This window comes from Streptomyces sp. AM6-12 (assembly GCF_044327085.1).
In the GTDB taxonomy this organism is placed as follows: domain Bacteria; phylum Actinomycetota; class Actinomycetes; order Streptomycetales; family Streptomycetaceae; genus Streptomyces.
Genome location: NZ_JBIQWN010000001.1, coordinates 4,212,854 through 4,233,612 on the forward strand (window position 1 = coordinate 4,212,854; position 20,759 = coordinate 4,233,612).

16 protein-coding genes are annotated in these 20,759 nt (G+C 72.8%); 6 read left to right on the forward strand and 10 right to left on the reverse strand.

The window, feature by feature from the left end; translation table 11 throughout:
* Window positions 1–35 precede the first annotated feature (35 nt).
* A complete protein-coding gene (locus tag ACE4Q9_RS19120; protein ID WP_397985438.1) occupies window positions 36–3,353 on the forward strand; it encodes a tetratricopeptide repeat protein in 3,318 nt (1,105 codons plus the stop codon).
* On the opposite strand, the gene ACE4Q9_RS19125 is transcribed toward ACE4Q9_RS19120, so the two are convergent.
* From ACE4Q9_RS19125 to ACE4Q9_RS19140, 4 genes are read right to left on the reverse strand one after another with little or no spacing between them, the layout of a single operon-like run.
* Window positions 3,341–3,529: a DUF397 domain-containing protein gene (locus tag ACE4Q9_RS19125; protein WP_397985439.1), complete on the reverse strand. Its 189-nt coding sequence runs from the start codon at window positions 3,527–3,529 to the stop codon at window positions 3,341–3,343. The genes ACE4Q9_RS19120 and ACE4Q9_RS19125 overlap by 13 nt on opposite strands.
* Window positions 3,530–3,588: 59 nt before the next feature.
* Window positions 3,589–3,777: a DUF397 domain-containing protein gene (locus ACE4Q9_RS19130; RefSeq protein ID WP_397985439.1), complete on the reverse strand. Its 189-nt coding sequence runs from the start codon at window positions 3,775–3,777 to the stop codon at window positions 3,589–3,591.
* A gap of 59 nt (window positions 3,778–3,836) precedes the next feature.
* Window positions 3,837–4,019 carry a DUF397 domain-containing protein gene (locus ACE4Q9_RS19135; RefSeq protein ID WP_397985440.1) on the reverse strand — a complete coding sequence of 61 codons (183 nt, stop codon included), beginning with the start codon at window positions 4,017–4,019 and terminating at the stop codon, window positions 3,837–3,839.
* Window positions 4,016–4,828, reverse strand: a complete 813-nt coding sequence (locus ACE4Q9_RS19140) for a helix-turn-helix domain-containing protein (protein ID WP_397985441.1) — start codon at window positions 4,826–4,828, stop codon at window positions 4,016–4,018. Before ACE4Q9_RS19140 ends, ACE4Q9_RS19135 begins: the two co-directional genes overlap by 4 nt.
* Window positions 4,829–5,056: 228 nt before the next feature.
* Here ACE4Q9_RS19140 and ACE4Q9_RS19145 point away from each other — a divergent pair, with 228 nt between their 5' ends.
* Window positions 5,057–6,169 carry an ADP-ribosylglycohydrolase family protein gene (locus tag ACE4Q9_RS19145; protein WP_397985442.1) on the forward strand — a complete coding sequence of 371 codons (1,113 nt, stop codon included), beginning with the start codon at window positions 5,057–5,059 and terminating at the stop codon, window positions 6,167–6,169.
* A 20-nt stretch (window positions 6,170–6,189) separates the two neighbouring features.
* Here ACE4Q9_RS19145 and ACE4Q9_RS19150 read toward each other — a convergent pair whose 3' ends face one another.
* Complete coding sequence (locus ACE4Q9_RS19150; protein WP_397985443.1) at window positions 6,190–8,133, reverse strand: MFS transporter; 1,944 nt, start codon at window positions 8,131–8,133, stop codon at window positions 6,190–6,192.
* Between the two features lie 195 nt (window positions 8,134–8,328).
* Window positions 8,329–11,031, reverse strand: coding sequence for a D-alanyl-D-alanine carboxypeptidase (locus tag ACE4Q9_RS19155; protein ID WP_397985444.1), 2,703 nt, complete (start codon window positions 11,029–11,031; stop codon window positions 8,329–8,331).
* A 144-nt stretch (window positions 11,032–11,175) separates the two neighbouring features.
* On the opposite strand from ACE4Q9_RS19155, the gene ACE4Q9_RS19160 reads away from it, so the two are divergent.
* The 3 genes from ACE4Q9_RS19160 (at window position 11,176) to ACE4Q9_RS19170 (ending at window position 13,440) form a co-directional block, all read left to right on the forward strand.
* Complete coding sequence (locus ACE4Q9_RS19160; RefSeq protein WP_397985445.1) at window positions 11,176–11,928, forward strand: GPP34 family phosphoprotein; 753 nt, start codon at window positions 11,176–11,178, stop codon at window positions 11,926–11,928.
* Between the two features lie 275 nt (window positions 11,929–12,203).
* Window positions 12,204–13,061: a helix-turn-helix domain-containing protein gene (locus ACE4Q9_RS19165; RefSeq protein ID WP_397985446.1), complete on the forward strand. Its 858-nt coding sequence runs from the start codon at window positions 12,204–12,206 to the stop codon at window positions 13,059–13,061.
* Between the two features lie 187 nt (window positions 13,062–13,248).
* Window positions 13,249–13,440 carry a DUF397 domain-containing protein gene (locus tag ACE4Q9_RS19170; protein ID WP_397985447.1) on the forward strand — a complete coding sequence of 64 codons (192 nt, stop codon included), beginning with the start codon at window positions 13,249–13,251 and terminating at the stop codon, window positions 13,438–13,440.
* A 303-nt stretch (window positions 13,441–13,743) separates the two neighbouring features.
* Here ACE4Q9_RS19170 and ACE4Q9_RS19175 read toward each other — a convergent pair whose 3' ends face one another.
* From ACE4Q9_RS19175 to ACE4Q9_RS19185, 3 genes are all read right to left on the reverse strand, one after another.
* Window positions 13,744–14,607 carry a MerR family transcriptional regulator gene (locus tag ACE4Q9_RS19175; RefSeq protein ID WP_397985448.1) on the reverse strand — a complete coding sequence of 288 codons (864 nt, stop codon included), beginning with the start codon at window positions 14,605–14,607 and terminating at the stop codon, window positions 13,744–13,746.
* Window positions 14,608–14,684: 77 nt separating this feature from the next.
* A complete protein-coding gene (locus ACE4Q9_RS19180) occupies window positions 14,685–15,173 on the reverse strand; it encodes a glutathione peroxidase (RefSeq protein WP_397985449.1) in 489 nt (162 codons plus the stop codon).
* A gap of 34 nt (window positions 15,174–15,207) precedes the next feature.
* Window positions 15,208–16,257, reverse strand: coding sequence for an ArsR/SmtB family transcription factor (locus tag ACE4Q9_RS19185; RefSeq protein WP_397985450.1), 1,050 nt, complete (start codon window positions 16,255–16,257; stop codon window positions 15,208–15,210).
* 90 nt (window positions 16,258–16,347) lie between these two features.
* On the opposite strand from ACE4Q9_RS19185, the gene ACE4Q9_RS19190 reads away from it, so the two are divergent.
* Window positions 16,348–17,562, forward strand: a complete 1,215-nt coding sequence (locus ACE4Q9_RS19190) for an MFS transporter (RefSeq protein WP_397985451.1) — start codon at window positions 16,348–16,350, stop codon at window positions 17,560–17,562.
* On the opposite strand, the gene ACE4Q9_RS19195 is transcribed toward ACE4Q9_RS19190, so the two are convergent.
* Window positions 17,516–20,059, reverse strand: coding sequence for an amino acid permease (locus ACE4Q9_RS19195; protein WP_397985452.1), 2,544 nt, complete (start codon window positions 20,057–20,059; stop codon window positions 17,516–17,518). The genes ACE4Q9_RS19190 and ACE4Q9_RS19195 overlap by 47 nt on opposite strands.
* Window positions 20,060–20,759 lie beyond the last annotated feature (700 nt).

Below are 20,759 nucleotides of genomic sequence, written 5' to 3' on the forward strand. Positions count from 1 at the left end.
GGAGAGGGGCCTCGGGGGGAAGGGCGGGCGCGGGGATGGTGCGGGCACGGCCGTCGATGCAGGAGCTGATCGGACGGCGCAGACGGGCGGGCTTCATCGGCCGTGGCGGCGAACGGGCCGCGTTCCGCGAGAACCTGGACCTGCCGCCCGAGGACGAACGCCACCGCTTCCTCTTTCACATCCATGGCAATGCGGGCGTCGGAAAGACCTTCCTGGTAAGGGAGTTGGAGCAGACCGCGCGGGAACGCGGCGCGCTGACGGCCTACGTGGACGAGGCCGTGGGCAGCGTCCCCGAGGCCCTGTCCGCCCTGAGCCGCGAATTCGCCCGTCAGGACGCGGAGTTCAAGCGGGTCGACCGCGCGCTGACGTCGTACCGCGAACGCCGCCACGAGGCGGAGGCGGTGGCCGCCGGCCTGGACTCCGCGCCCCCCGACGGCCCCTCCCCGGTGACGGCCACGGCGGTGCGGGCGGGGCTGGTGGGCCTGGGCCTGATACCGGGCGCGGGGCCCTTCGTGGGGGCGGTCGACCCGGCTCAAGTGGCGCAGGCGGCCATCCGGTTGAGGCGTGGCCTAAGCGCCCGGTTCGGCAGCCAGGACGATGTCCAGCTGGTGCTGTCACCGGAACGGACCCTGACGCCGAAGCTGCTGGAGGAGCTGGAGTCCGCCGCGTCCGCGGTCCCCTGGATCGTGCTGTTCTTCGACACGTACGAACGGACGGGACCGTTCCTCGGCAACTGGCTGCACGACCTGATGACCACCGACCGGTACGGCAACCTGCCCGCCAACGTCATCGTGGTCACGGCGGGCCAGCAGCCGTTCGACCGGGCCCGCTGGGGTGGCTTCGCGGACTTCATGACGGAGATCCCGCTGGGCCCCTTCACCGAGGCGGAGACACGGGGACTGCTGGCGGACCGCGGCGTGGTGGCCGAGCCGGTGGTGGCGGAGGTGCTGCGGCTGACCGGCGGGCTCCCGCTGCTGGTCTCGACGCTGGCGGAACAGCGGCCCGGCAACCTGGAGGACATCGGGGATCCGAGCGCGACGGCGGTGGAGCGGTTCCTGAAGTGGGAGCAGGAGCCGGTCCGCCGGGCGGTGGCACTGGCGTGCGCGCTGCCGAGGAGCCTGGACCTGGACGTGTTCCGGGCGGCCGTGGACGACCCGGAGGCGGCGGACCTCTTCGGCTGGCTGAGCGGCCTGCCCTTCGTGGACGACCGCCGCGGCCGGCTGCGCTACCACGACCTGGTGCGGGAGACGATGCTGCGCCTGCTGCGCGGACGCTCCCCGCAGGAGTGGCGTCGGCGCCACGAGGCGCTGGCGGCGGTGTACGGCGACTGGTGCGAGACAGCGATCGAGGGCCTTCACGCCAGAGAGGTGTGGACCCGGAAACGCTGGCGTGAGCTGCTGCTGGAGCGGACGTACCACCTCCTGTGCGCCCGGCCGCGCGCCGAACTGGCCGACGCCCTCAGGCACGTGGCGGAGACCTGTCTGGCGGAGGAGGCGGAGAGCCGGCACTGGGCCCGCATGCTGGAGGAGGCGGGGGCGGCGGCGGACGACACGGAGCTGCGGGAGTGGGGGCGGCGCCTGCGGGAGGCCCTCGCGGACGACGAACGGGGTACGCGGGCCGCCGTCGACCTGTTGCTGGCCCGCCCCGGCCTCGACACCCTGGGCCGCACCGTGGTGCACGGAGTGCGCGCGATCCAGCTGACGACCGACGGCGAGTACCGGCGAGCGCTGGCCGAGCACGACCAGTGCATCGCACTCGCCGAACACCTGTCCGAGCCCGGTCCGGCCTTGTCCGGCCTGTACTTCGCCCGTGCCCGCGCCCACCGGCTGCTGGCGGACTACCCGGCCGCGCTGGCGGACCTGGACCGGGCGGACGCCCTGTCTCCCGACGACGCGACGACTCTCCAGGCGCGCGGGGAGATCCGCCGGATGACGGGCCGGACACAGGAGGCCCTCGCCGATCTGGACCGCGCCCTCGCCCTGAACCCCGGTGACCTGCTCGCCCTCGCGTCGAGAGCGGCCTGCCGGTACGAGCTGGGGCGCGCCGACGAGGCACTCGCCGACATCGGACACATCCTCGCCCGCGAAGAGAACAACTCCTGGGTCCTGACGCAGCGGGCGCGGATACACGCCGACCGGGAGGAGTGGGATCAGGCGCTCACGGACCTGGACCGGATCGCGTCCCGCGCGCCGCGGGACGCGGGGGCGGCGGCGGAGCGCGGCGACGTGTACCGGCGTGCGGGCCGCTACGAGGACGCCGTCCGCGAGCTGAGCCGTGCGGTGGAGCTGAGCCCGGACTACGCCTGGCCCCTGGCGAGCCGTGGCGTGGCCTACCACCGACTGGGCCGGTACGAGGTGGCACTTGCCGATCTGGACCGCGCCGTGGAGCTAGCACCCGACGACGTCTGGCCGCTGGTGCACCGGGCCCGCTGCCTGCGCGAACTCGGGCGTGCGGAAGAGGCGTTGCCCGGACTGCGGCGCGCCGTGGAGGCGGAACCGGAAGAGGCGGCGATCCGGGTGGAGCTGGGCTCGGCCTGCTGGCTGACCAGGCGGTACGACGAGGCCGTGCCGCAGCTGCGCCGGGCGCTGGAGCTGCGTCCCGGCGACCCGTCGGCTCTGGCGCTCCTCGGAGCCATCCACAGCGCCCGACAGGAGTACCCGCAAGCCTTCGAGCACCTGGACCGGGCGATCGCCGCCGACCCCGAGTACGGCTGGGCGCTGAGCGAGCGCGCCCGCGCCGCCCTGGTGGTCGGCCGCACCGGTCAAGCTCTGGCCGACCTGGACCAATGCCTCGCGCTGGACGCGTCGGACGACTGGGCCCGCATCCAGGCCATCGAGCTGCTGATGCGCTGCGACCGCTGGCGGGAGGCGTGCGAACGGCTCGCCGCGGCCGAGCACTTGGGCATCTCCGGGCTGGGGGCGCTGCGCGCGAGCGTGTACCGGCACACGCGTCAGTGGGCGGCGGCCCGAGCGGAGGCCGAGCGCATCCGCCCGCACAACCCGTTCGCGGGCGTGCTCTACCTCGCCCTGGCCATCGGCGGCTCCGACGGCCACGAAGCGGCCCGCTCCTGGTGGCGGGAGCTGCTGCGGCTGTTGCCGGAGACCGAAACGCAGGGCGTGAACCGCGACTTCGTCCGCTGTGTGGCGGCCTGCGCCCTCGCAGACTGGCCCACCGCCGATGCGGCCCTGACCCGCGTCCTGGCCGCCGACCCGGACTGGGCCGCCCTGTCCTGGTCGGCCACCCTCCTCACCGAACTCCTCGCCGCTCCCGGAGCCGACCGCCTCCGTCTGGTACCCCGCCTCGCGGCAGTCGAGTCGGCTCGGGACGCGATCCGGTCGCGCTACGCGGAGTGAGCCGCGAACGCCACGAACTCCGTCCAGCTGGCCTCGCCGACGGTGAGCCGGGCGCGGTCCTTGTCCTTGGAGTCACGGACGTGGACGGTGGCGGGCGCGATGGCTACTTCGACACAGTCGGGGCCGTCGTTGCTGCTGTAGCTGCTCTTGAACCAGATCAACGCGCGGGTGGTCACGTCTCTTCTCCCAGCACTTTTTCGATGAATGTCTCGGCTCGGGACGCGATTTAGTCGCGCTACGCGGAGTGAGCCGCGAACGCCACGAACTCCGTCCAGCTGGCCTCGCCGACGGTGAGCCGGGCGCGGTCCTTGTCCTTGGAGTCACGGACGTGGACGGTGGCGGGCGCGATGGCTACTTCGACACAGTCGGGGCCGTCGTTGCTGCTGTAGCTGCTCTTGAACCAGATCAACGCGCGGGTGGTCACGTCTCTTCTCCCAGCACTTTTTCGATGAATGTCTCGGCTCGGGACGCGATTTAGTCGCGCTACGCGGAGTGAGCCGCGAACGCCACGAACTCCGTCCAGCTGGCCTCGCCGACGGTGAGCCGGGCGCGGTCCTTGTCCTTGGAGTCACGGATGTGGACGGTGGCGGGGGCGAGGGCAACTTCGACGCAGTCGGGCTCGTCGTTGCCGCTGTAACTGCTCTTGAACCACGGCAAAGTGGTCATGCTAGGTCTCCCAGTACTTTCTCGATGAAGGCCCGCGACTCCCGAGGCGAGAGCGCCTGCGCCCGGATCATCCCATAGCGCATCTCAAGGATCCGAACGTCCGCGGTATCGCTGATCACCCGACCGTTCAGCTGGCCCGCCGTGTATCCGATGGTCTTGCCGTCACGGAGTTTCAGCACCCGGAACGGACCGCTCAGACCTGCGTGGTCTTCCCGATCGGTCGGCATCACCTGGATCTTGACGTGCCGAAGCTCGCTGATCTCCAAGAGGTGTTGGACCTGCCGTCGTAGTACCGATGGACCGCCGATGGGCCGCCGCAGTGCCAGTTCTTCCTGCACGAAGGTGATCAAGGGCCGAGGCGTGCGGTCGAAGACGGCCTTCCTCGCCATGCGTGCGCCGACGAGACGCTCGATCTCGTCATCGCTATAGGCGGGTTGACGCATCGCGTACAAGGATTGCGCGTACTCCTCCGTCTGGAGCAGGCCGTGGATCTGGAGACCGGCGTAGGCCCCAAGCTCCACGGCCTCGTCCTCCAACTTCTTCAGATCCCGGACGCTCTTCGGATATCGGGCCTTCTCCACGTCCTCCTTCATCGCGGACAACTTCCCACCCGCGCCGACCGCTTCGTCGGTCGCGTCCAGGAACTCGGGCTTGGGAGATCGCCGTCCGCGTTCCACGGACGAGACCATCTCCTCGCTGTACCCGATACGCGCGCCCAACTCCCCCTGCTTCAGCCCGGCGGCTTCCCGCCAGACCTTGATCTGCCGACCGACCGCTTTGAGAACGGCCTCGGCCTCTTCGTCCTCCATGCTCACCCTCCGTGTGTCCCATGTCACGCCCAGGCTAGGGAGAGACCGCATGCCGGATGGCCGGATCGGAGGAAATCACCTTCGGGAGCTCATCCTGGACGGTGTCGAAACAGGCTGCGGTGGGCGTGAACGAGCCGTGAGGGTCGTCCTCGTCCGCCGGGGGTCGTCCGTGCGGTCGATTAGAGTGCGGACCGTCGTGCGGGCGGACGGTGCCTGAGGAGGGTCTGGGTGGCGACGACGACCGGTGCCGTCTGGGGCCGTGCCGAGCAGCAGGACTTTCGCAGCAGGGTGCGCGGCACCCTGCTGGGCGGCGCCCTGGGCGACGCGCTCGGCGGGCCCGCCGACACCCTCACGCTGGAGGAGATCCGCGCGGCCCACGGCCCCGAGGGACTGCTCGACCTCGCCGCCGGGCACGGGCGGCGCGGCACCATCACCCACCACACCCAGCTCACCCTGTTCAGCGTGGACGGGCTGATCCGCGCGCAGGTGCGCCGTGACACCGGCGCCTGGCATCCGCCGACCGACCTGCACCGGGCGTATCTGCGCTGGGCCGCCACCCAGCGGGACTGGGGGCCGGACGAGCGGCGCGCGGAGGACGGCTGGCTGGCCCGCGAGGAGTGGCTGTACGCGCGCCGCGCGCCGAGCCGGGCGCTGCTCATCGGCTTCGGCGACGCGCACATGGGCACGCTGGACAAGCCCAAGAACCCGGCCGAACAGGGACCGGAGGCGGTCGCCCGCTCCGCGCCCTTCGGACTGCTGGTCGGCTGGGAGCCGCAGCTCGTCGCGCAGCTCGCGGTGGAGTGCGCGGCGCAGACCCACGGCCACCCGGTCGGATACCTCTCGGCGGGCGCGTACGCCGTGATCGTGCACGGACTCGCCCGCGGCGAGAGCCTGGACGGCGCCGTGCAGCAGGCCCTCGCCCTGCTCGCCGTCCGCCCCGGCCACCAGCCGGTCTCCGACGCCCTCCAGCACGCCCTCGGCGCGGTACGGCAGGGCATGCCGAACCCCGCGCGGGTGGAGGAACTGACCGGCGACGGCACGGCCGACGGGCTGCTCGCGGCGGCCGTCTACTGCGCCCTGGTCGGCGAGGACGTACGGCACGGCCTGTGCCTCGCCGTCAACCAGAGCGGCCCCTCCGCCGCCGCCGGCGCCCTCACCGGCGCCCTGCTGGGCGCCCTGCACGGCGAGACCGCCCTCCCCCCGGCCTGGATCGCCGAACTGGAGGGCCGCCCCACCATCCTCGAACTGGCCGACGACTTCGCCATGGAGATGACCCAGGGCCCCGCACTGCACGGCCCGGCCGGCTCGGCACCGGGCTGGCTGGCGCGGTATCCGAGGTAGCCGGTGCCCGAGGCAGGCCCCTACTTCAGGGCGTCGGGGCACGGTGTGCCCCGTGGGAGCTGGTAGGGCGCCGCCAGGCGGTACGTGCCCGCGCGGGGGGCGATCAGCATCGTCCACCGGTCGCCGTTCGCGTCCTGCGGGGTCTCCATCAGGCACCCGTTGACGTTGCGGTACTTCTGCTCCGTGCCCGGCGCCGAGGGGAGCGGCTGCGGCGCCTTCAGGCTCTTGCCGTGGGCGTCGACCACGCTGAGCCAGGGGGAGTAGGGGATCCGGATCAGGATGCGGCCGGCCTTGCGCACGTCCAGGGTCATCTCGCCCTGCTCGGCACGGTCCACCCGCGCGTTCGGCTCGGCCAGCGGGGTCGGATCGGTCACCCGGAACAGCTGCCAGTTGGCGTCGCCCCAGATCTGCGTCAGGTACGGCATCCCGCGCCGCAGCAGCTGCCGCTCGCGCTCGCCGCCGTCCCCGTCCGGGTTGTCCTTGGGCAGCACCACGAAGTGCACGGCCCAGCGCTGGAGCCACTCGTGGTAGTTCGCCGAGTTGAGCGTGTCGTCGTAGAACAGCGGGTTGCGCTCCATGTCGGCCTGCCGGTTCCAGCCGCGCGCCAGGTTGACGTACGGCGCGAGCGCGGACGCCTCCCGGTGCGAACGCGCCGGTACGACCTCCACGCGCCCCCGCTCCGCGCCGACCTTCTGCAACTGGTTGACCAGCGGCGCCAGCTCGTGCGCCCAGGACGCGGTCGGGGTGGTGTGCACGATGTCGTCCACCGACTTGTAGCCGATCCACCCGACGAACCCCAGGAACGCCACCACCGTCGCGTACCACTTGCGCGACTTCGGCACCGTGAACGGCAGCGCCGCGATCAGCGTCGCGCCCGCGAACAGCATCGGCAGCCGCGAGATGTTCGAGCCGATCTGCGAGCTGACCACCCACACCGCCACGACCATGACGCTGTAGACGGCCGCCGTCAGCCGGACCGTGGTCCACCGCTTCGGCACCAGGAACAGGCAGAGCAGCCCGTACAGCAGCGGCAGGCTCACCGAGCCGAGCGTCATCGGCTGGGTGCCGGAGAAGGGGAAGAGGAAGTACGACGCGGCCACCACCGCCGCCGGGGCCAGCCCGAGCGCCCACGCGCCCGGCCGGCGCTTCTGGAGGAACAGCGCGACCGCGACCAGGCCCACGAACAGCCCGGAGACCGGCGAGGCCATGGTGGAGAGCCCGGCCAGCGGGGCGGCCACCGCCGCCTTCGCCCAGCGTCTGTGCCGCCAGCGGTACGGCCAGCAGAACACCGCCGCCACCGCGCCGAGCGCGATCATCGTGCCGAGCCCGAAGGTCACCCGGCCCGACATCGCGTTGCACAGCAGCGCGAAGACCCCGGCCAGCGAGGCCCACAGGGGGTTCTTCACGGCCCGGCTGCGGATCAGGATCAGCGTCAGCAGGCCCGCCGAGACGGTCCCGGCGATCATCATCGTCGTACGGACGCCGAGGACGGCCATCAGATACGGCGACACCACGCTGTACGACACCGGGTGCATGCCCCCGTACCAGGCGAGGTTGTACGCCGAGTCCGGGTGCCGGCCGACGAACTCCGCCCAGGCGTCCTGCGCCGCGAGATCGCCGCCGCTGTTCGCGAACGTGAAGAACCAGATGATGTGCAGCACGCCGGCCAGCGCGGTGACCCACAGGACGGGGTGGCGCAGCATGCGGACGCGGAGCGGATCGAGGGGCGCGAGGAGGCGTGCGAGGCGGCCGCCGGGCGCGGTGGCGCCGGCGGCAGGGGTACGGCCGTCCTCGGGGGTGCGGGTGTCCGCACCCGGCGCATCCCTCATGTCCGTACGACCGCTCGGGCGCCGCGTACGACCCTCCGCGCCGGTGTCCGCCTCAGGCGCGGACAGGCGTATTCGTGGGCCGTTTTCCGGGCCCGGTCCGGCGTCGTCGGCGCGTGTCGGCTCCGCAGTGGCCACCTGAAGGCACTCCCCGTGTCCCGTCTTCTGTTCTCGGCCGTTTCCTTCGGTGTTCCCGGCCGCTTCTCTTCCAGCTTGCGGCCGTGTCCCGGGAACCGGCGACCTGCCCCGATTCGTGACGCTAGCACGCACCCCGCCACGGGGCCCTCGGGTGGGGCGCCGTGACGGGGTGCGCGCGGGCGTGCGGGGCGGGCGTCAGCCGATGCGGGTGAGCTTCGCGCCGAAGCCGGGCTCGGCCAGATCCCGCTGGAGGGCCACCGGGACCTGGACGCCGGCCGTGGTGCCGTCGCCGACCGTGAGGGTGCCGACGCGGGTGCCGGCCTTCGCGGTGTGCGGGACGGGGTCGGAGGCGAAGGACAGCTTGACCTTCAGGCCCGACCAGCCGACCGCGGTGACGTCCTGGGTGACCACGATCGGGGTCTTGCCGCCGAGCTGGTCGTCCACATAACCGACGACGTCGCCCTTCTTCAGGATCTTCGCCGAGGTCAGCGCGTGCTCGGCGCCGAGCAGCGCGGTCTTGCTGACCTGGTTGACCGTGTCCAGGATCGACGGCTTGTGCTGGCCGAGGATCGCGCCGACGACGGTCACCGTCTGCCCGCCGACCTTCTGGCGGGCGGCGAACAGGAGGTTGCCGCCGGCCGCGGTGGTGGTGCCGGTCTTGATGCCGATCGCGCCGATCCAGTAGGGGAGCGAGTTGTAGTTCGGCCAGTTCTGGCCGGTGGGGTCGGTCCAGCTGGCGGCGCTGGTGATGGCGACCAGGGCGGGGATCTTCACCACCGCGCGGCCGAGCCTCACCTGGTCGTGGGCGGTGGAGACGGTGGTCTCCTTCAGGCCCGAGGGGTCGGTGTACGTCGTACCGGTCATCCCCAGCTGCTTGGCGGTGGCGTTCATCTTCTTCACGAACGCCGCCTCCGAGCCCGCGTCCCAGCGGGCCAGCAGCCGGGCGATGTTGTTGGCGGAGGGGATCATGACGGCCGACAGGGCCTGCTTCTCCGTGAGGGTGTCGCCGGCGTGGACGGTGTTGAGGGTGGACTCGCCGCTCTTGTTGTAGCCGCCCTCCTTCTCCGCCGTGGCGTCCACCTTGATCCTCTGGCCCTCCTGGCCCGGCTTCAGCGGGTGGTCGCGCAGGATGATGTAGGCGGTCATCGTCTTGGCGACCGAGCCGATGGCGACGGGGGTCTGCTTGCCGAAGTTCCCCATCGTGCCGATGCCGTCGCCGTCCATCCAGCCCTGGCCCTCACCCGGCCACGGCAGGCTCACCGGGCCGCCGCCGAAGGTGTAGGTGTCCTTCGCGGTCAGCGCGAGGGTGGGGGACGGGAGCGGGCGCAGGGTCTGTACGACCGCGAAGATGATCACCAGCAGGAGGACCAGCGGGGTCCAGATCTTGACCCGCCGCAGAGCCGTGCGGACCGGGGTCTCCGGGGGCGGCGGGGTGTTGGTCAGCTCCGCGAGGAGGTCGAGCGGGGGCTTGGGGGGCAGCGGCTGCTGGGTGGTGCGCTCGGGGCCGACCTGGGGGACGGCGGTGGTCTCCTCGGCGGGCGCCGGCTTGGGCTTGGACCTGACGTCGTCCTTGAGCGCGACGAACTTGCTGGTGCGCTCGGCGTCGGTCTCGTCCCGCTTGCCCTGGCCGACCTTGAGCATGGTGGTGGGCTGGTCGACCTGGGGGTCCCCGGGGCGTACGGCCTTGAAGACGGTGGTCGGTTGGTCGACGCCGTCGGCGTCCTTCCCGGCCTCGGTCTTCCCCGCCTTCCCGGTTTCGGCCTCGGTCTTCGGCTTGGCGCCGGTCTTCGCGTCTGCGACGGCCGGGGTCTTCGGCCGAGCGTCGGCCTTCGTGCCCGCGTCTGCCTTCGCACCTGCGACCGTCTTCGTGCCCGCCTTCGCCGCCGCGTCGTCCGCAAGGGCCTCCGCCTCGGCGTCGGCGGTCTCGGCGTCGGCCTTGGCACGGGCGGCCCCAGCGGTGGCGTCGCGCGCCGGGTTCTTCTTGTCGGCGTCGGTGTCCGCGTCGGCCTTCGAGGCCTCCGCCTGCGCGCCGGTCTTCGCTCCGGTACCGGTCTTCGCCTCGGTGGTCTCGCTGTCGGCCTTGGTGCGGGTGGCGGCGGCGGTGTCGTCCGCCGGGTTCTTCTCGTCGGCGTCGGTGGCCGCGTCGGCCTTCGAAGCCTCCGCGCGGGAACCGGCCTTCGCTTCGGCACCGGCCTTCCCGCCAGAGCCGTTCTTCGCGGTGGCGCCCGGCTTCGAGCCCCCGGCCGCCTTGGTGCCCGCCGGAGACTTCGCAACCGTGCTGTCGGCCTGCGGGGACTTCCGCTCGCCCTCGGTCTTCGTGTCGCCCGTCGAGGACTTCGCCCCGGCACCGGTCTCGGAGCCGCTGCCGTCGGTGCCCGCGGACTTTGCCTCCGCGGGCCCAGAGTCGTCCTCCGCGTCGGAACCGGCGTCCGCCTCCGCGTCGTTGCCGTCGGCGGTCACCTCGGCGTCCGCGCCCTCGCCTATCGCCGCGCTCGCGTCGCCCCCGGCGCCCGTCTCCGTCGTACCCCCGGAACCCTCAGCGTCCTTCGCGGGCGCGTCCGTTGACGCCTCCGGGGCATCCGCGTCGCGTACCCACGCCGAGACCGCGTTGCGCAGGTCGGTGTCCTCCTCGACCGCGGGGGTCCGGAACACCTTCGTCGCGGTGTCCGTGCCGCCGTTCGAGGAATCCTTTTGCCCGGCACCGCCACCGGTACCGGCACCGGACCCCGCCCCCCGGCTCACCGCCACGCGGGGATCGGGGGCCTCGGGAACCGAATCCGCGTTCCCCGACATCGCTCCTGCCGACGACTCGCGCTGCTTCGACCTGTCGGGGGACTCGCCCGCCACCGATGCCTCCTCATACCCCGCACGCCTGCGCGCGCGCCCTGTCCGAACCATGTACCAGTGTCCTGTGTGAGGGCTTGGCCCCTGCGGTAGACGAGAACGACATACCTGCCGGTTCCCTCACGAACCGGTCACGCGCCCTCGACAGACCAATGTGAGAGGGGTCACCCTGTCATTCATCCACGCGGGGAGGCATGGATGGGCAGGAGCCGCAGAACACTTCCGGAGGAGCTTCTGCTGCTGGCACTGGACCCGGCCACGGGTACCACTGCGCAGCCGCAGTCGCTCGACCTCGGTCTGGCCGGTGCACAGCTAGTGGAGCTGGCGCTGGCCGGACGGATAGCCCCAGACGGGGATCGTATCGCCGTGGTGGTGCCACGGCCGACAGGAGATCCGACTCTGGACTGCGCGTTGGAGTTGCTGCGAAGGCGTGGCGCTCCGGTTCGCGCCGTCCACTGGATCGGCGGGCCCCGGCTGGGGCTGCGCCAGACCTACCTCTCGCATCTGGAGCGGTGCGGCATGGTCGCCGCGGTGCCGGGCCAGATGTGCGGGGTGCTGCCGACGACGCGCTACCAGGCGACGGAGACGGCCATCAGCCGGGAGATCCGCGGCCGGCTGGACTCCGCGATCCGCACCGGCGTCCCGCCGGACCCGCGGACCGCGGCGCTCGCCGCCCTGGCGCACGCCGTCGGGCTCGGCAAGCACCTGTATCCGGGCAACGAGGGCAGATCCTCCCGCTCCCGGCTGCGGGACCTGATCCGGCACGATCCGATGGGCGGGCTGGTCGCGCACGCCGTGATGGACGTGCAGAACGGCGCGGCCGCGCAGCCGCGCCGCGCTCCGGCCGCCACGGGGCGCCCCGCGCCGGGGTCCCGGCCCGTGGCCGAACCCGCGCACGGGGTGCCGATGCAGCCGCGCCACGGGTCCATGGCCCGCGCCGTGGCCCACTGAGCCGCCATCGCGCCGCGACGACCGTCCCCACAGGCCCGGTTCGGGAGCCGCAGGCCGAGCGGGGTGGCGGGACCTCCGGGTCCCGCCACCCCGCTCGGCCGTCTCCGCGGCCGTGCCCCGCCCCGGCGCGGCCCGCGTGAACCGGCGTCCGGACAGCCACCTGTGCGTGCCGCATATCGAGCGTTTCCCAGCGCTGGCAAGTGCCTTGGTGGCAATCTGCTCAGCAGCAGATACGGAAAGTGTCAGTACAGGCAGCAGCCGGAGGTGCGCGTCCCGTGGCGTCCAATGTCAATCCCACCGTAAGGCGGCGCCGGCTGGGCCAGGAGCTTCGAAAACTCCGCGAGCAGCGGAACATGACGGCCGAAGAGGTCGCCGAGCGCCTGCTCGTGTCCCAGTCGAAGATCAGCCGTCTGGAGAACGGCCGCCGCAGCATCAGCCAGCGCGACGTGCGCGATCTGTGCGGTGTCTACGAGGTCGAGGACCAGCGGGTCGTGGACTCGCTGATGGAGATGGCCCGCGACTCCCGGCAACAGGGCTGGTGGCACACCTTCGGGGACATCCCCTACAGCGTCTACATCGGCCTGGAGACCGACGCCGAGTCGCTGCGGGTCTACGAACCCCAGATCGTCACCGGCCTGCTCCAGACCCCGGCGTACGCCGAGGCGCTGGTGCGGGGCGCGCTGCCCGAGACCTCGGCCGCGGAGATCGAGAAGCGCGTGGGCGTGCGCATGCGCCGCCAGGACCGGATCACCAACGAGAAGGACCCGCTGCGGCTCTGGGTCGTCCTGGACGAGGCCGCGCTGCACCGGGTCGTCGGCAGCAAGCGCGTGATGCGGGAGCAGCTGGAGCATCTCCTCAAGCTGTCCGAGCTGCCCCATGTCACCGTGCAGGTCATGCCGTTCGAGGTGGGCGCGCATCCGGGGCTCAACGGCCAGTACGCGATCCTGGAGTTCGCGGACGCGGCCGACTCCAGCGTGGTCTACCTGGAGGGTGTCACCAGCGACCTGTACCTGGAGAAGGCCCAGGACGTGCAGAAGTACGCCGTGATGTACGAGCATCTGCGGGCCCAGTCGCTCAGCGTGGACGCGTCCCGGCAGCTGATCGACGAAACGGCGAAAAGGTACACGGAGTAGGGCCGACCGCGGCGGGCGCGTGATCCTACAGGGTGGGCGCGCTCCCGTGGAAGAGACGTTGGAATATGCCATCCGGTCGAGTGAACGCCCGCTCCGGCGGCGGCAGTTGCCCGGTAGCGTCGATCACGCCAATCGGTCATCGGGTTGGCGTGAACCGCACTACCGCAACTCGTACACAGGAGTGGACATGGCACTGATTCAGGGCGCTTCGGAGACGTGGCTGAAGTCCTCCTACTCCGCGGGCAACGGCGCCTGCGTGGAGGTCAAGTCGCCCGCCACCGCCGAACTGGCCGTCCGTGACTCCAAGGTCGCCGAGGGCCCGGTCCTGGCCTTCCCCGCCGACGCGTGGAACGCCTTCGTGGACTCGGTCAAGGCCTAAGAGCAGACGTAAGGGGGCCGTCCCCGGCCCTCCTCCCGACGCAACGACCGCACAACCGCACACGCACCACCCAAGAGCCCTCTCGACCAGTCGCCGTCCTTGCCGAGGGGGCTCGGTCGTGCCCGGCGGCCCCGGCGGTGCGGCCGCGTCCCTCCGACACGGCCGCACCGCCTCACCATCCCGGACTACTTGAGTGACCCCGGATCACTTCAGCGGGTCGCCGCCCCCTCACCGGCCCGGCACCGTCTCACCGGCCCGGCACCGCCTCACCGGCCACGTGCCCCCCTCGGCGGCCCGCCCCCCTCAGCGGGCCCGTACCGGGAACGCCACATCGCACACCGGGTCCTCGGGCCTGGCCGTCGCCCAGTCGGCGAAGTAGATCTCCCGGCAGGGGCCGGCCGGCTCCAGGCCCTCCCGGCCCAGCCACTGCTCCACCGCCTCGAACGCGGCGAGGATCTGCGGATGCGCCACCTGCGCCCTGGTGATCCGGACGTACGCCAGCCGGGCCGCCGGCTCCACCCGCACCCCCGTCGCCCGGCCCCGCCCCTGCCGCCCGGCCCACGCCCGCGCCGCCGCCTCGTCGGCCACCGGCACACACGCCTCCGCGGGCCCGTCGCTCTCCATCGACACCTCGGCGTGGTAGACGACGAACGGCGCCGCCACCACACCCCCGCACTCCCGGGCCGCCGCCTCCAGCCGGCCCAGCGAGGCGCCGATCCAGGCCGGCAGCTCGTCCGCCAGGGTGTGCCGCGACTCGGTGATCACCACCCGCTCCGGCACGTCCACCGTCTCGACCGCGTACTTCCCGTACATCTCGTCACTCCTCCCGGACAGCCGTCCACGGAGGTACTCGGCGAGGGTCCGCTGCCCGGCGATCCGGGCCTCCACGTCCGCCCAGTAGGCGCCCAGCAGCCGGGCCGCCTCCCCGTCCCCGGCCCCGATCACCTCGGCGATCCGCGCCAGCGGCATGTCCAGCTGCCGCAGCAGGGCCACCAGACGGGCGCGTTCCACCTGAGCAGCGCGGTAGTAGCGGTAGCCACTCGACTCGTCGACGTACGCCGGGGCGAGCAGGCCGAGGCGGTCGTACAGCCGCAGGGCCTTGGCGGACAGCCGGGCTCGCGCGGCGAACGCCCCGATGGTGAGCAGGTCCTCGTGCACCGATGTCATCGTCCGTCGCCGGGCGGTTCCTTCCCGCCCGGCGGCCAGGACGCTCCGCCCTGCCCCGGGGGCAAGGTCAAGCGGGGTCAGCCGAGCTGCGCCTCGATCGCCGCGACGACCTCCGGGGACTCCGGCTCGGTGCGCGGCGAGAACCGGGCGACGACGCTGCCGTCCCGGCCGATCAGGAACTTCTCGAAGTTCCAGCGGATGTCGCCGCTGTGGCCCTCCGCGTCCGCGAAGTCCACCAGGCGCTCGTACAGGGGGTGCCGGTCCGCGCCGTTCACCTCCACCTTCTCGGTCAGCGGGAAGGTCACGCCGTACGTCGCCGAGCAGAACTCGGCGATCTCCTCGGCGCTGCCCGGCTCCTGGCCGAGGAACTGGTTGCAGGGCACGCCCAGCACGGTGAAGCCGCGCTCGGCGTAGCGCTCCTGGAGCTTCTCCAGGCCCGCGTACTGCGGGGTCAGGCCGCACTTGGAGGCCACGTTCACGATGAGGACGGCCTTGCCGGCGTACTGCGGCAGGTTCGCGGCGCCGCCGGTGAGGGCGCCGATCTCGGTGTTCAGCACAGTGGTCATGGGCGCGATGGTATGCGCCGGGCCGGAGCCGGTGTCAGGCACCGGGGTGCCGGGTGCCGTCGCCGGCCGCGCGCCGCCGGGTGCCGGTCGCGCGGCTCCCCGCGTCCGCCCGGGGCGGCGCCGTGGCCGCCTCCACCACCGCGTCCCCGGCCGCCGTCCGCTCGTACAGCACCGACCGTCCGGTCCTGCGCCCCGCCACCAGCCCCGCCTCCCGCAGCACCTTGAGATGCCGGCCGACCGAGCCGAGACCCTGCCCCGTCACCGCCGTCAGCTGGCTCGTGGTCATGGGGGCGCCGAGCAGGGCCAGGACGCCCGCGCGGGCCGGGCCGAGCAGGGCCCCGAGGGCGGCCGGGACCGGACGGGCCCCCGCGTCGGCGAGGACGCCCGCGCAGGGGTAGACCAGGGCGTACCGCTCCCCGTCGTCCCAGGACACCCAGCCGTGCCGCTGCGGGGTGACCGGCACGAAGATCATCTCGGCGCCGGAGATCTCGCGCGGCGGGTACGCGTGCAGGTTGACCTGGAGCCGGTTCTGCCCGAGCCACCGGGTACGGCCGGGCCGCAGCGAGTCCAGCACGCTCACCCAGCCGCCCCGCCCGGCCTGCGCGGTCCGGGCCACCACATCCGCCTCCAGCACCCGCCGCTGCCGCCCCCAGTACGGCCGTACGGCTTCCCGCCACACCCACTCCAGGAGCGTGGCCGCCCGCTCGGGCAGGTCCGCGCGGTCCAGCAGGGCGGGCAGCGGCCCGGCGAGGGCGGTGCGCAGATGCGCGCGGGCGAGCTCCGGCGCGACGCGGCGGACCCGCTCGACCTCCGCGGCGAACTCCTCCCCGTCGCGGGGCGTCGGGGTGAGGAAGTCCGCGATCCACTCCCGCCCGAGGCCCGCCCGCACCAGCCGCTCCGTCACCGGGTCGGCGGTCAACAGCGCCTTATAGGCAGGCAGATGGTCGCGCAGCCACACCCGCTCACCGGGATGCGCCGCCTCGCCCGCGTGCAGCAGCTTCAGCCGCGCGAAGGTCTCCGCGAGCGGCGAGATCACGAACCGGCTGCGCGCGAGCGTGTCCGCGTTGAGCTCCCACCAGCCCACCGCCACCCCCGAACCGGCTCGTGCCGTAAGACCTTTCGCGCTGCCGCGAAACGATAACGCCCCGGCGTGCCCCGGCCGAGACTCCCCGGTGTGACCAGCTACCGATCCCTGTTCCGTACCTCCGAGTTCACCCCCCTCTTCCTCGGCTCCGCCGCGCAGACGGCGGCCGGCACCCTCGGCGCCCTCGCCCTCGGCACCCTCGTCTTCCGGGCCACCGGCTCCCCGCTGCTGTCGGCGATCAGCATGTTCGGCTCCTCCCTCGCCCAAGTCCTGGGCGCCACCGTTCTGTTGTCCGGCGCTGACCGGCTGCCGCCGCGTACCGCCCTGGCGGTGATCGCCCTCGCCCTCGCGGCCGGTACGGCAGTCCAGGCGCTGCCCGGACTGCCGGTCGGCGCGATCCTCGGCGCGCTCCTCGCGATGGGCCTGGTGACCTCGCTCGGCGGCGGCGTCCGCTGGGGCCTGCTGAACGAGATCCTCGCCAAGGACGGCTATCTGCCGGGGCGTTCGGTGTTCAACATGATGAGCGGGCTGACCCAGATCGCCGGGTTCGCCACCGGCGGCGCCCTGCTGGCCGCGCTGTCGCCCCGCTTCTGCCTGCTCCTGGCGGCGGCCCTGTATCTGGTGGCCGCCCTCGCGCTGCGCCTCGGCCTCACCGCCCGCCCGCCCCGCAGCGCGGGCCGTCCCTCCGCCTCGGCCACCTGGCGCGCCAACTCCACGCTGTGGTCGGACCGTTCGCGCCGCCTCACCTACCTCGGCCTGTGGCTGCCCAACGGCATGGTCGTCGGCTGCGAGTCCCTGTACGTGTCGTACGCCCCGCACGCGGCCGGCACCCTCTTCGCCTGCGGGGCGCTCGGCATGTTCGCCGGGGACGTCACGGTGGGCCGGCTGCTGCCGCCCGGAGTGCGCCGGAGGCTGGCGACCCCCCTGCTGCTCCTGCTCGCCACGCCCTACCTGGTGTTCGCCGCGCACCCGCCGCTGCCGCTCGCCGTGCTCTGCGTCACGCTCGCCTCCACCGGCTTCGGCGCGAGCCTCGTCCAGCAGGAGCGGCTGATGGACCTCACCCCCGGCGAACTCGCGGGCCAGGCCCTCGGGTTGCACTCGTCCGGCATGCTGACCATGCAGGGCGTGAGCGCGGTGGCCGCGGGCGCGGTGGCCCAACTGACCACCCCGGCGGCCGGGATGGCCCTGATGGCGGTGGGCTCCGTCGCCGTGACCCTCCTCCTGGCCGCCGCGGGCCGCCGTACCCCCCACCCACCGGTCACCCCGGAACCGGTGGCGGCGGAAGGAGCTGCTCGGCCCAGATGACCTTGCCGGTGGCGGTGTAGCGGGTGCCCCAGCGGTGGGTCATCTGGGCGATGATGTACAGCCCCCGGCCGCCCTCGTCGTCGCTCGCCGCGTGCCGCAGATTCGGGGTGGTGTGCCCGGTGTCGGAGACCTCGCAGGTCAGGGTGCGGTCGCGGATCAGGCGCACCTGGATGGGGCCGCCGACGTAACGGATCGCGTTGGTGACGAGCTCGCTGACGATGACCTCGGTGGTGAAGGCCAGCTCGTCCAGGCCCCAGGCGTCCAGCTGCTTGCTGACGCCGCTGCGCAGGGTGGCGACCGCGGCCGGATCGGCGGCCGGCTCCCACTGGGCGAGCCGGGTCCGGTCGAGCAGCCGGGTGCGGGCCAGCAGCAGCGTCGCGTCCTCGTCCACCGCCCCGGACAACATCGCGGTCACCGTCTGCTCGCTCAGCTCGCTCAGGGAGCCGCCCCGGTGCCCGGTGAGGGAGTCGGTGAGCCGGCGCAGCCCCGCGTCCGGCCGCTCGGCCGCCTGGAGCAGACCGGCGGTGAACAGGGCGAGGACGCTGCCCGGCGCGAGCCGCAGCTCGGTGCTCTGATACGGCAGACCGCCGACCCCCAGGGGCGGCCCCGGCGGCACGTCGAGGACCCGGGCGGTGCCCGTGTCCCCGGCCACCAGCACCGGCGGCGGACCGCCCGCACGCGCCATGCTGCACCATCCGGTGACGGGGTCGTACACCGCGTACAGACAGGTCACCATCGCCTCGTCGGCGGGAGGCGGTGCACAGCCCGGTGCGGGGGCGCGCTCCTGGGCGGTCTGCTCGGCGAGGTCGTCGAGCCGGGTGAGGACCTCGTCCGGGGCCAGATCGAGCCGGGCGAGGACCCGCAGCCCGGTGCGCAGCCGGCCCATGGTCGCGGCGGCGGGCAGCCCGTGCCCCAGCACGTCCCCGACGACCAGGCCCACCCGCGTGCCGGACAGCGGGATCACGTCGTACCAGTCGCCGCCCACCCCGGACCCGTTGTCGGCCGGCAGATAGCGGCACGCCGTCTCGCAGGCGGTCTGCGGGGGCAGCCGGCCCGGCAGCAGGCTGCGCTGGAGTTTGAGCGCCGTGCTGTGCCCGCGGGTGACGACCGGCAGCAGCAGGAAGCCGATCGCGAGCGTGCCGAGCCCCAGCACGGTCACCCCGCCGACCCGCCCCACCACCGGGAGGTCGACGGTGCTGGCGCCGTACCCCGGTTCGGCGTAGACGACGAAGGCGGCGTACCCGAACAGCAGCACCATCAGCAGCCCGCCGAGCCCCGGCATCACCCCCTTGCAGATCAGGTCGCGGGGGCTGCGGGTGAGGACCTTGCGGTGGTACCAGAGGCAGGCGAAGCCGGTCAGGCCGTACTGGAAGGCGATCGCGAGGCCGACGGAGTCGACCGAGTCGGCCAGCACGTTGCGGCTGAACGACGTCAGCAGGACCAGCAGCGCGACGGAGGCCACGCCCATGCCGAGCGTGGCCCAGGTCGGGGTGAGGAACCTGCGGTGCACCCGTGCGAACCGGGCGGGGACCGCCTTGTGCACCGCCATCGAGAAGACGGTCCTGGCCAGCGGCAGGATGGTGGTCTGGGCGGAGGCCAGCGCCGAGGTCAGCACCATCAGGATCAGCAGCCGGGACAGGAGCAGCCCGGTGCCGCCGCTGCCGAACACCGCTTCCCCGAGGGCGGAGAACACGTCGTCGTGGTGGGCGGTGTTGCCGAGCCCGATGCCGCTGGTGCCGACGCCCGCGAAGGACTGCGCCGCGGTGGCGACCAGCCCGTACATGACCAGCAGCAGCACGGGGGAGAGCACGGCGGCCCGGCCGGGGACGCGGGCGCTGTCCACCGTCTCCTCGTTGACGGACACGGCGGTGTCCCAGCCCCAGTAGATGAAGACGCCCGCGAGCAGGCCCGAGGTCAGGGCCCGTACGGAGGACACCTCGAAGGGGTTGAACCAGGACGCGGAGACGTGGATCGCGGTCGGCGGCGGGTCGGTGTAGACGCGGACCAGCGCGGCGGCGGCGAACAGCAGCAGGACGGTGACCTCCAGGCACAGCAGCCAGCGCTGTACGGCCGCGGAGACCGTGATGCCGACGTAGCAGATCGCGGTGAGCAGCCCGATCCAGACGATCCCGGCGACGGTCACCCAGAACCGGCTCTCGCCGAGCCCGTCCAGACCGACCAACCGGAACCCGTAGCTGCCGGCGATGGTGGCGAGGTTCGCCATGACGATGATGTTGGCGACGATCAGCCCCCAGCCGCCCATCCACCCGGTCCGCGGCCCGAACGCCCGCGTCGCCCAGGTGAAGGTCGTCCCGCAGTCCGCGTCGCTCGCGTTCAGCTCCCGGAAGGCGTACGCGATCAGCAGCATCGGCACGAACGCCAGCATGGTCACGATCGGCGACTGGAGCCCGACCCCCGCCACGATGATCCCCAGCGTGGCGGCCAGGCTGTACGCCGGACCGGTCGACGCCAGCGCCATGACGACCGAGGAGAACATCCCCAGCGCGTCCCCGCGAAGCCCCTTCCGCCCCACCCCGGACCCCGGAGCGGGCCGCCCCGCGGACACACCCCTGCTCCCGAAAAGCGTCACATTCGATTCCAACGCGGGGGTGGCCGCCGTGCAAATACAACGGGGGCGTCCGGGGCTCTCGGTGGGTTCGCGGTGCATATGCCGCGCTGGCGTCCGGGGCTGCTCGCGGTTTTGCCGTGCGTAGGCGGGGCTGGGGTCCGACGTGGATGCGGGGCTGGGGTGCGACGCTTATGCGGGGCTGGTGTCCGACGTGGATATACAGCGCCGGTGTCCGAGTTCCGTCGGCTGGTCTGGCGTGCGGCCGAGACGCCGACCTCAGGGCCTCGGCCACGGGCCGCCGGGCATATGCGGTGCCGGTACCCGAGTCCGGCCCGCTGGGCCGGTGCGGGGTGCCGGCCTGTGGGGCGCGTCTGCTGGGCTGGGGGGGACGTGGCGAGGGGCGACGGGTCCCGCCCCTTCCCTCCCCTTCGTGCCGACCCTTTCCTCTGCTCGCCTCCGCCCCCCTCCTGCCCTCCGCCTCCCCTTCCCGCCGTCCCCCGCTCCCCACGCCCCGGTCGCGGGCGCGTCCCCCGTGGGGCAGCATGAGGCCGTAACCGGGCGATCATGGATCAACCGGACATCGACGGGTCGGCCGGAAGGGAACGGATGCCATGGGTAGCGGCGTGTC

Coding starts and splice junctions, on each gene's coding strand:
- ACE4Q9_RS19120 (WP_397985438.1), top strand. CDS start 36: ATGGTGCGGGCACGGCCGTCGATGCAGGAGCTGATCGGACGGCGCAGA.
- ACE4Q9_RS19135 (WP_397985440.1), bottom strand. CDS start 4,019: ATGACCACTTTGCCGTGGTTCAAGAGCAGTTACAGCGGCAACGACGAG.
- ACE4Q9_RS19140 (WP_397985441.1), bottom strand. CDS start 4,828: ATGGAGGACGAAGAGGCCGAGGCCGTTCTCAAAGCGGTCGGTCGGCAG.
- ACE4Q9_RS19155 (WP_397985444.1), bottom strand. CDS start 11,031: ATGGTTCGGACAGGGCGCGCGCGCAGGCGTGCGGGGTATGAGGAGGCA.
- ACE4Q9_RS19160 (WP_397985445.1), top strand. CDS start 11,176: ATGGGCAGGAGCCGCAGAACACTTCCGGAGGAGCTTCTGCTGCTGGCA.
- ACE4Q9_RS19170 (WP_397985447.1), top strand. CDS start 13,249: ATGGCACTGATTCAGGGCGCTTCGGAGACGTGGCTGAAGTCCTCCTAC.
- ACE4Q9_RS19175 (WP_397985448.1), bottom strand. CDS start 14,607: ATGACATCGGTGCACGAGGACCTGCTCACCATCGGGGCGTTCGCCGCG.
- ACE4Q9_RS19180 (WP_397985449.1), bottom strand. CDS start 15,173: ATGACCACTGTGCTGAACACCGAGATCGGCGCCCTCACCGGCGGCGCC.
- ACE4Q9_RS19195 (WP_397985452.1), bottom strand. CDS start 20,059: ATGTTCTCCTCGGTCGTCATGGCGCTGGCGTCGACCGGTCCGGCGTAC.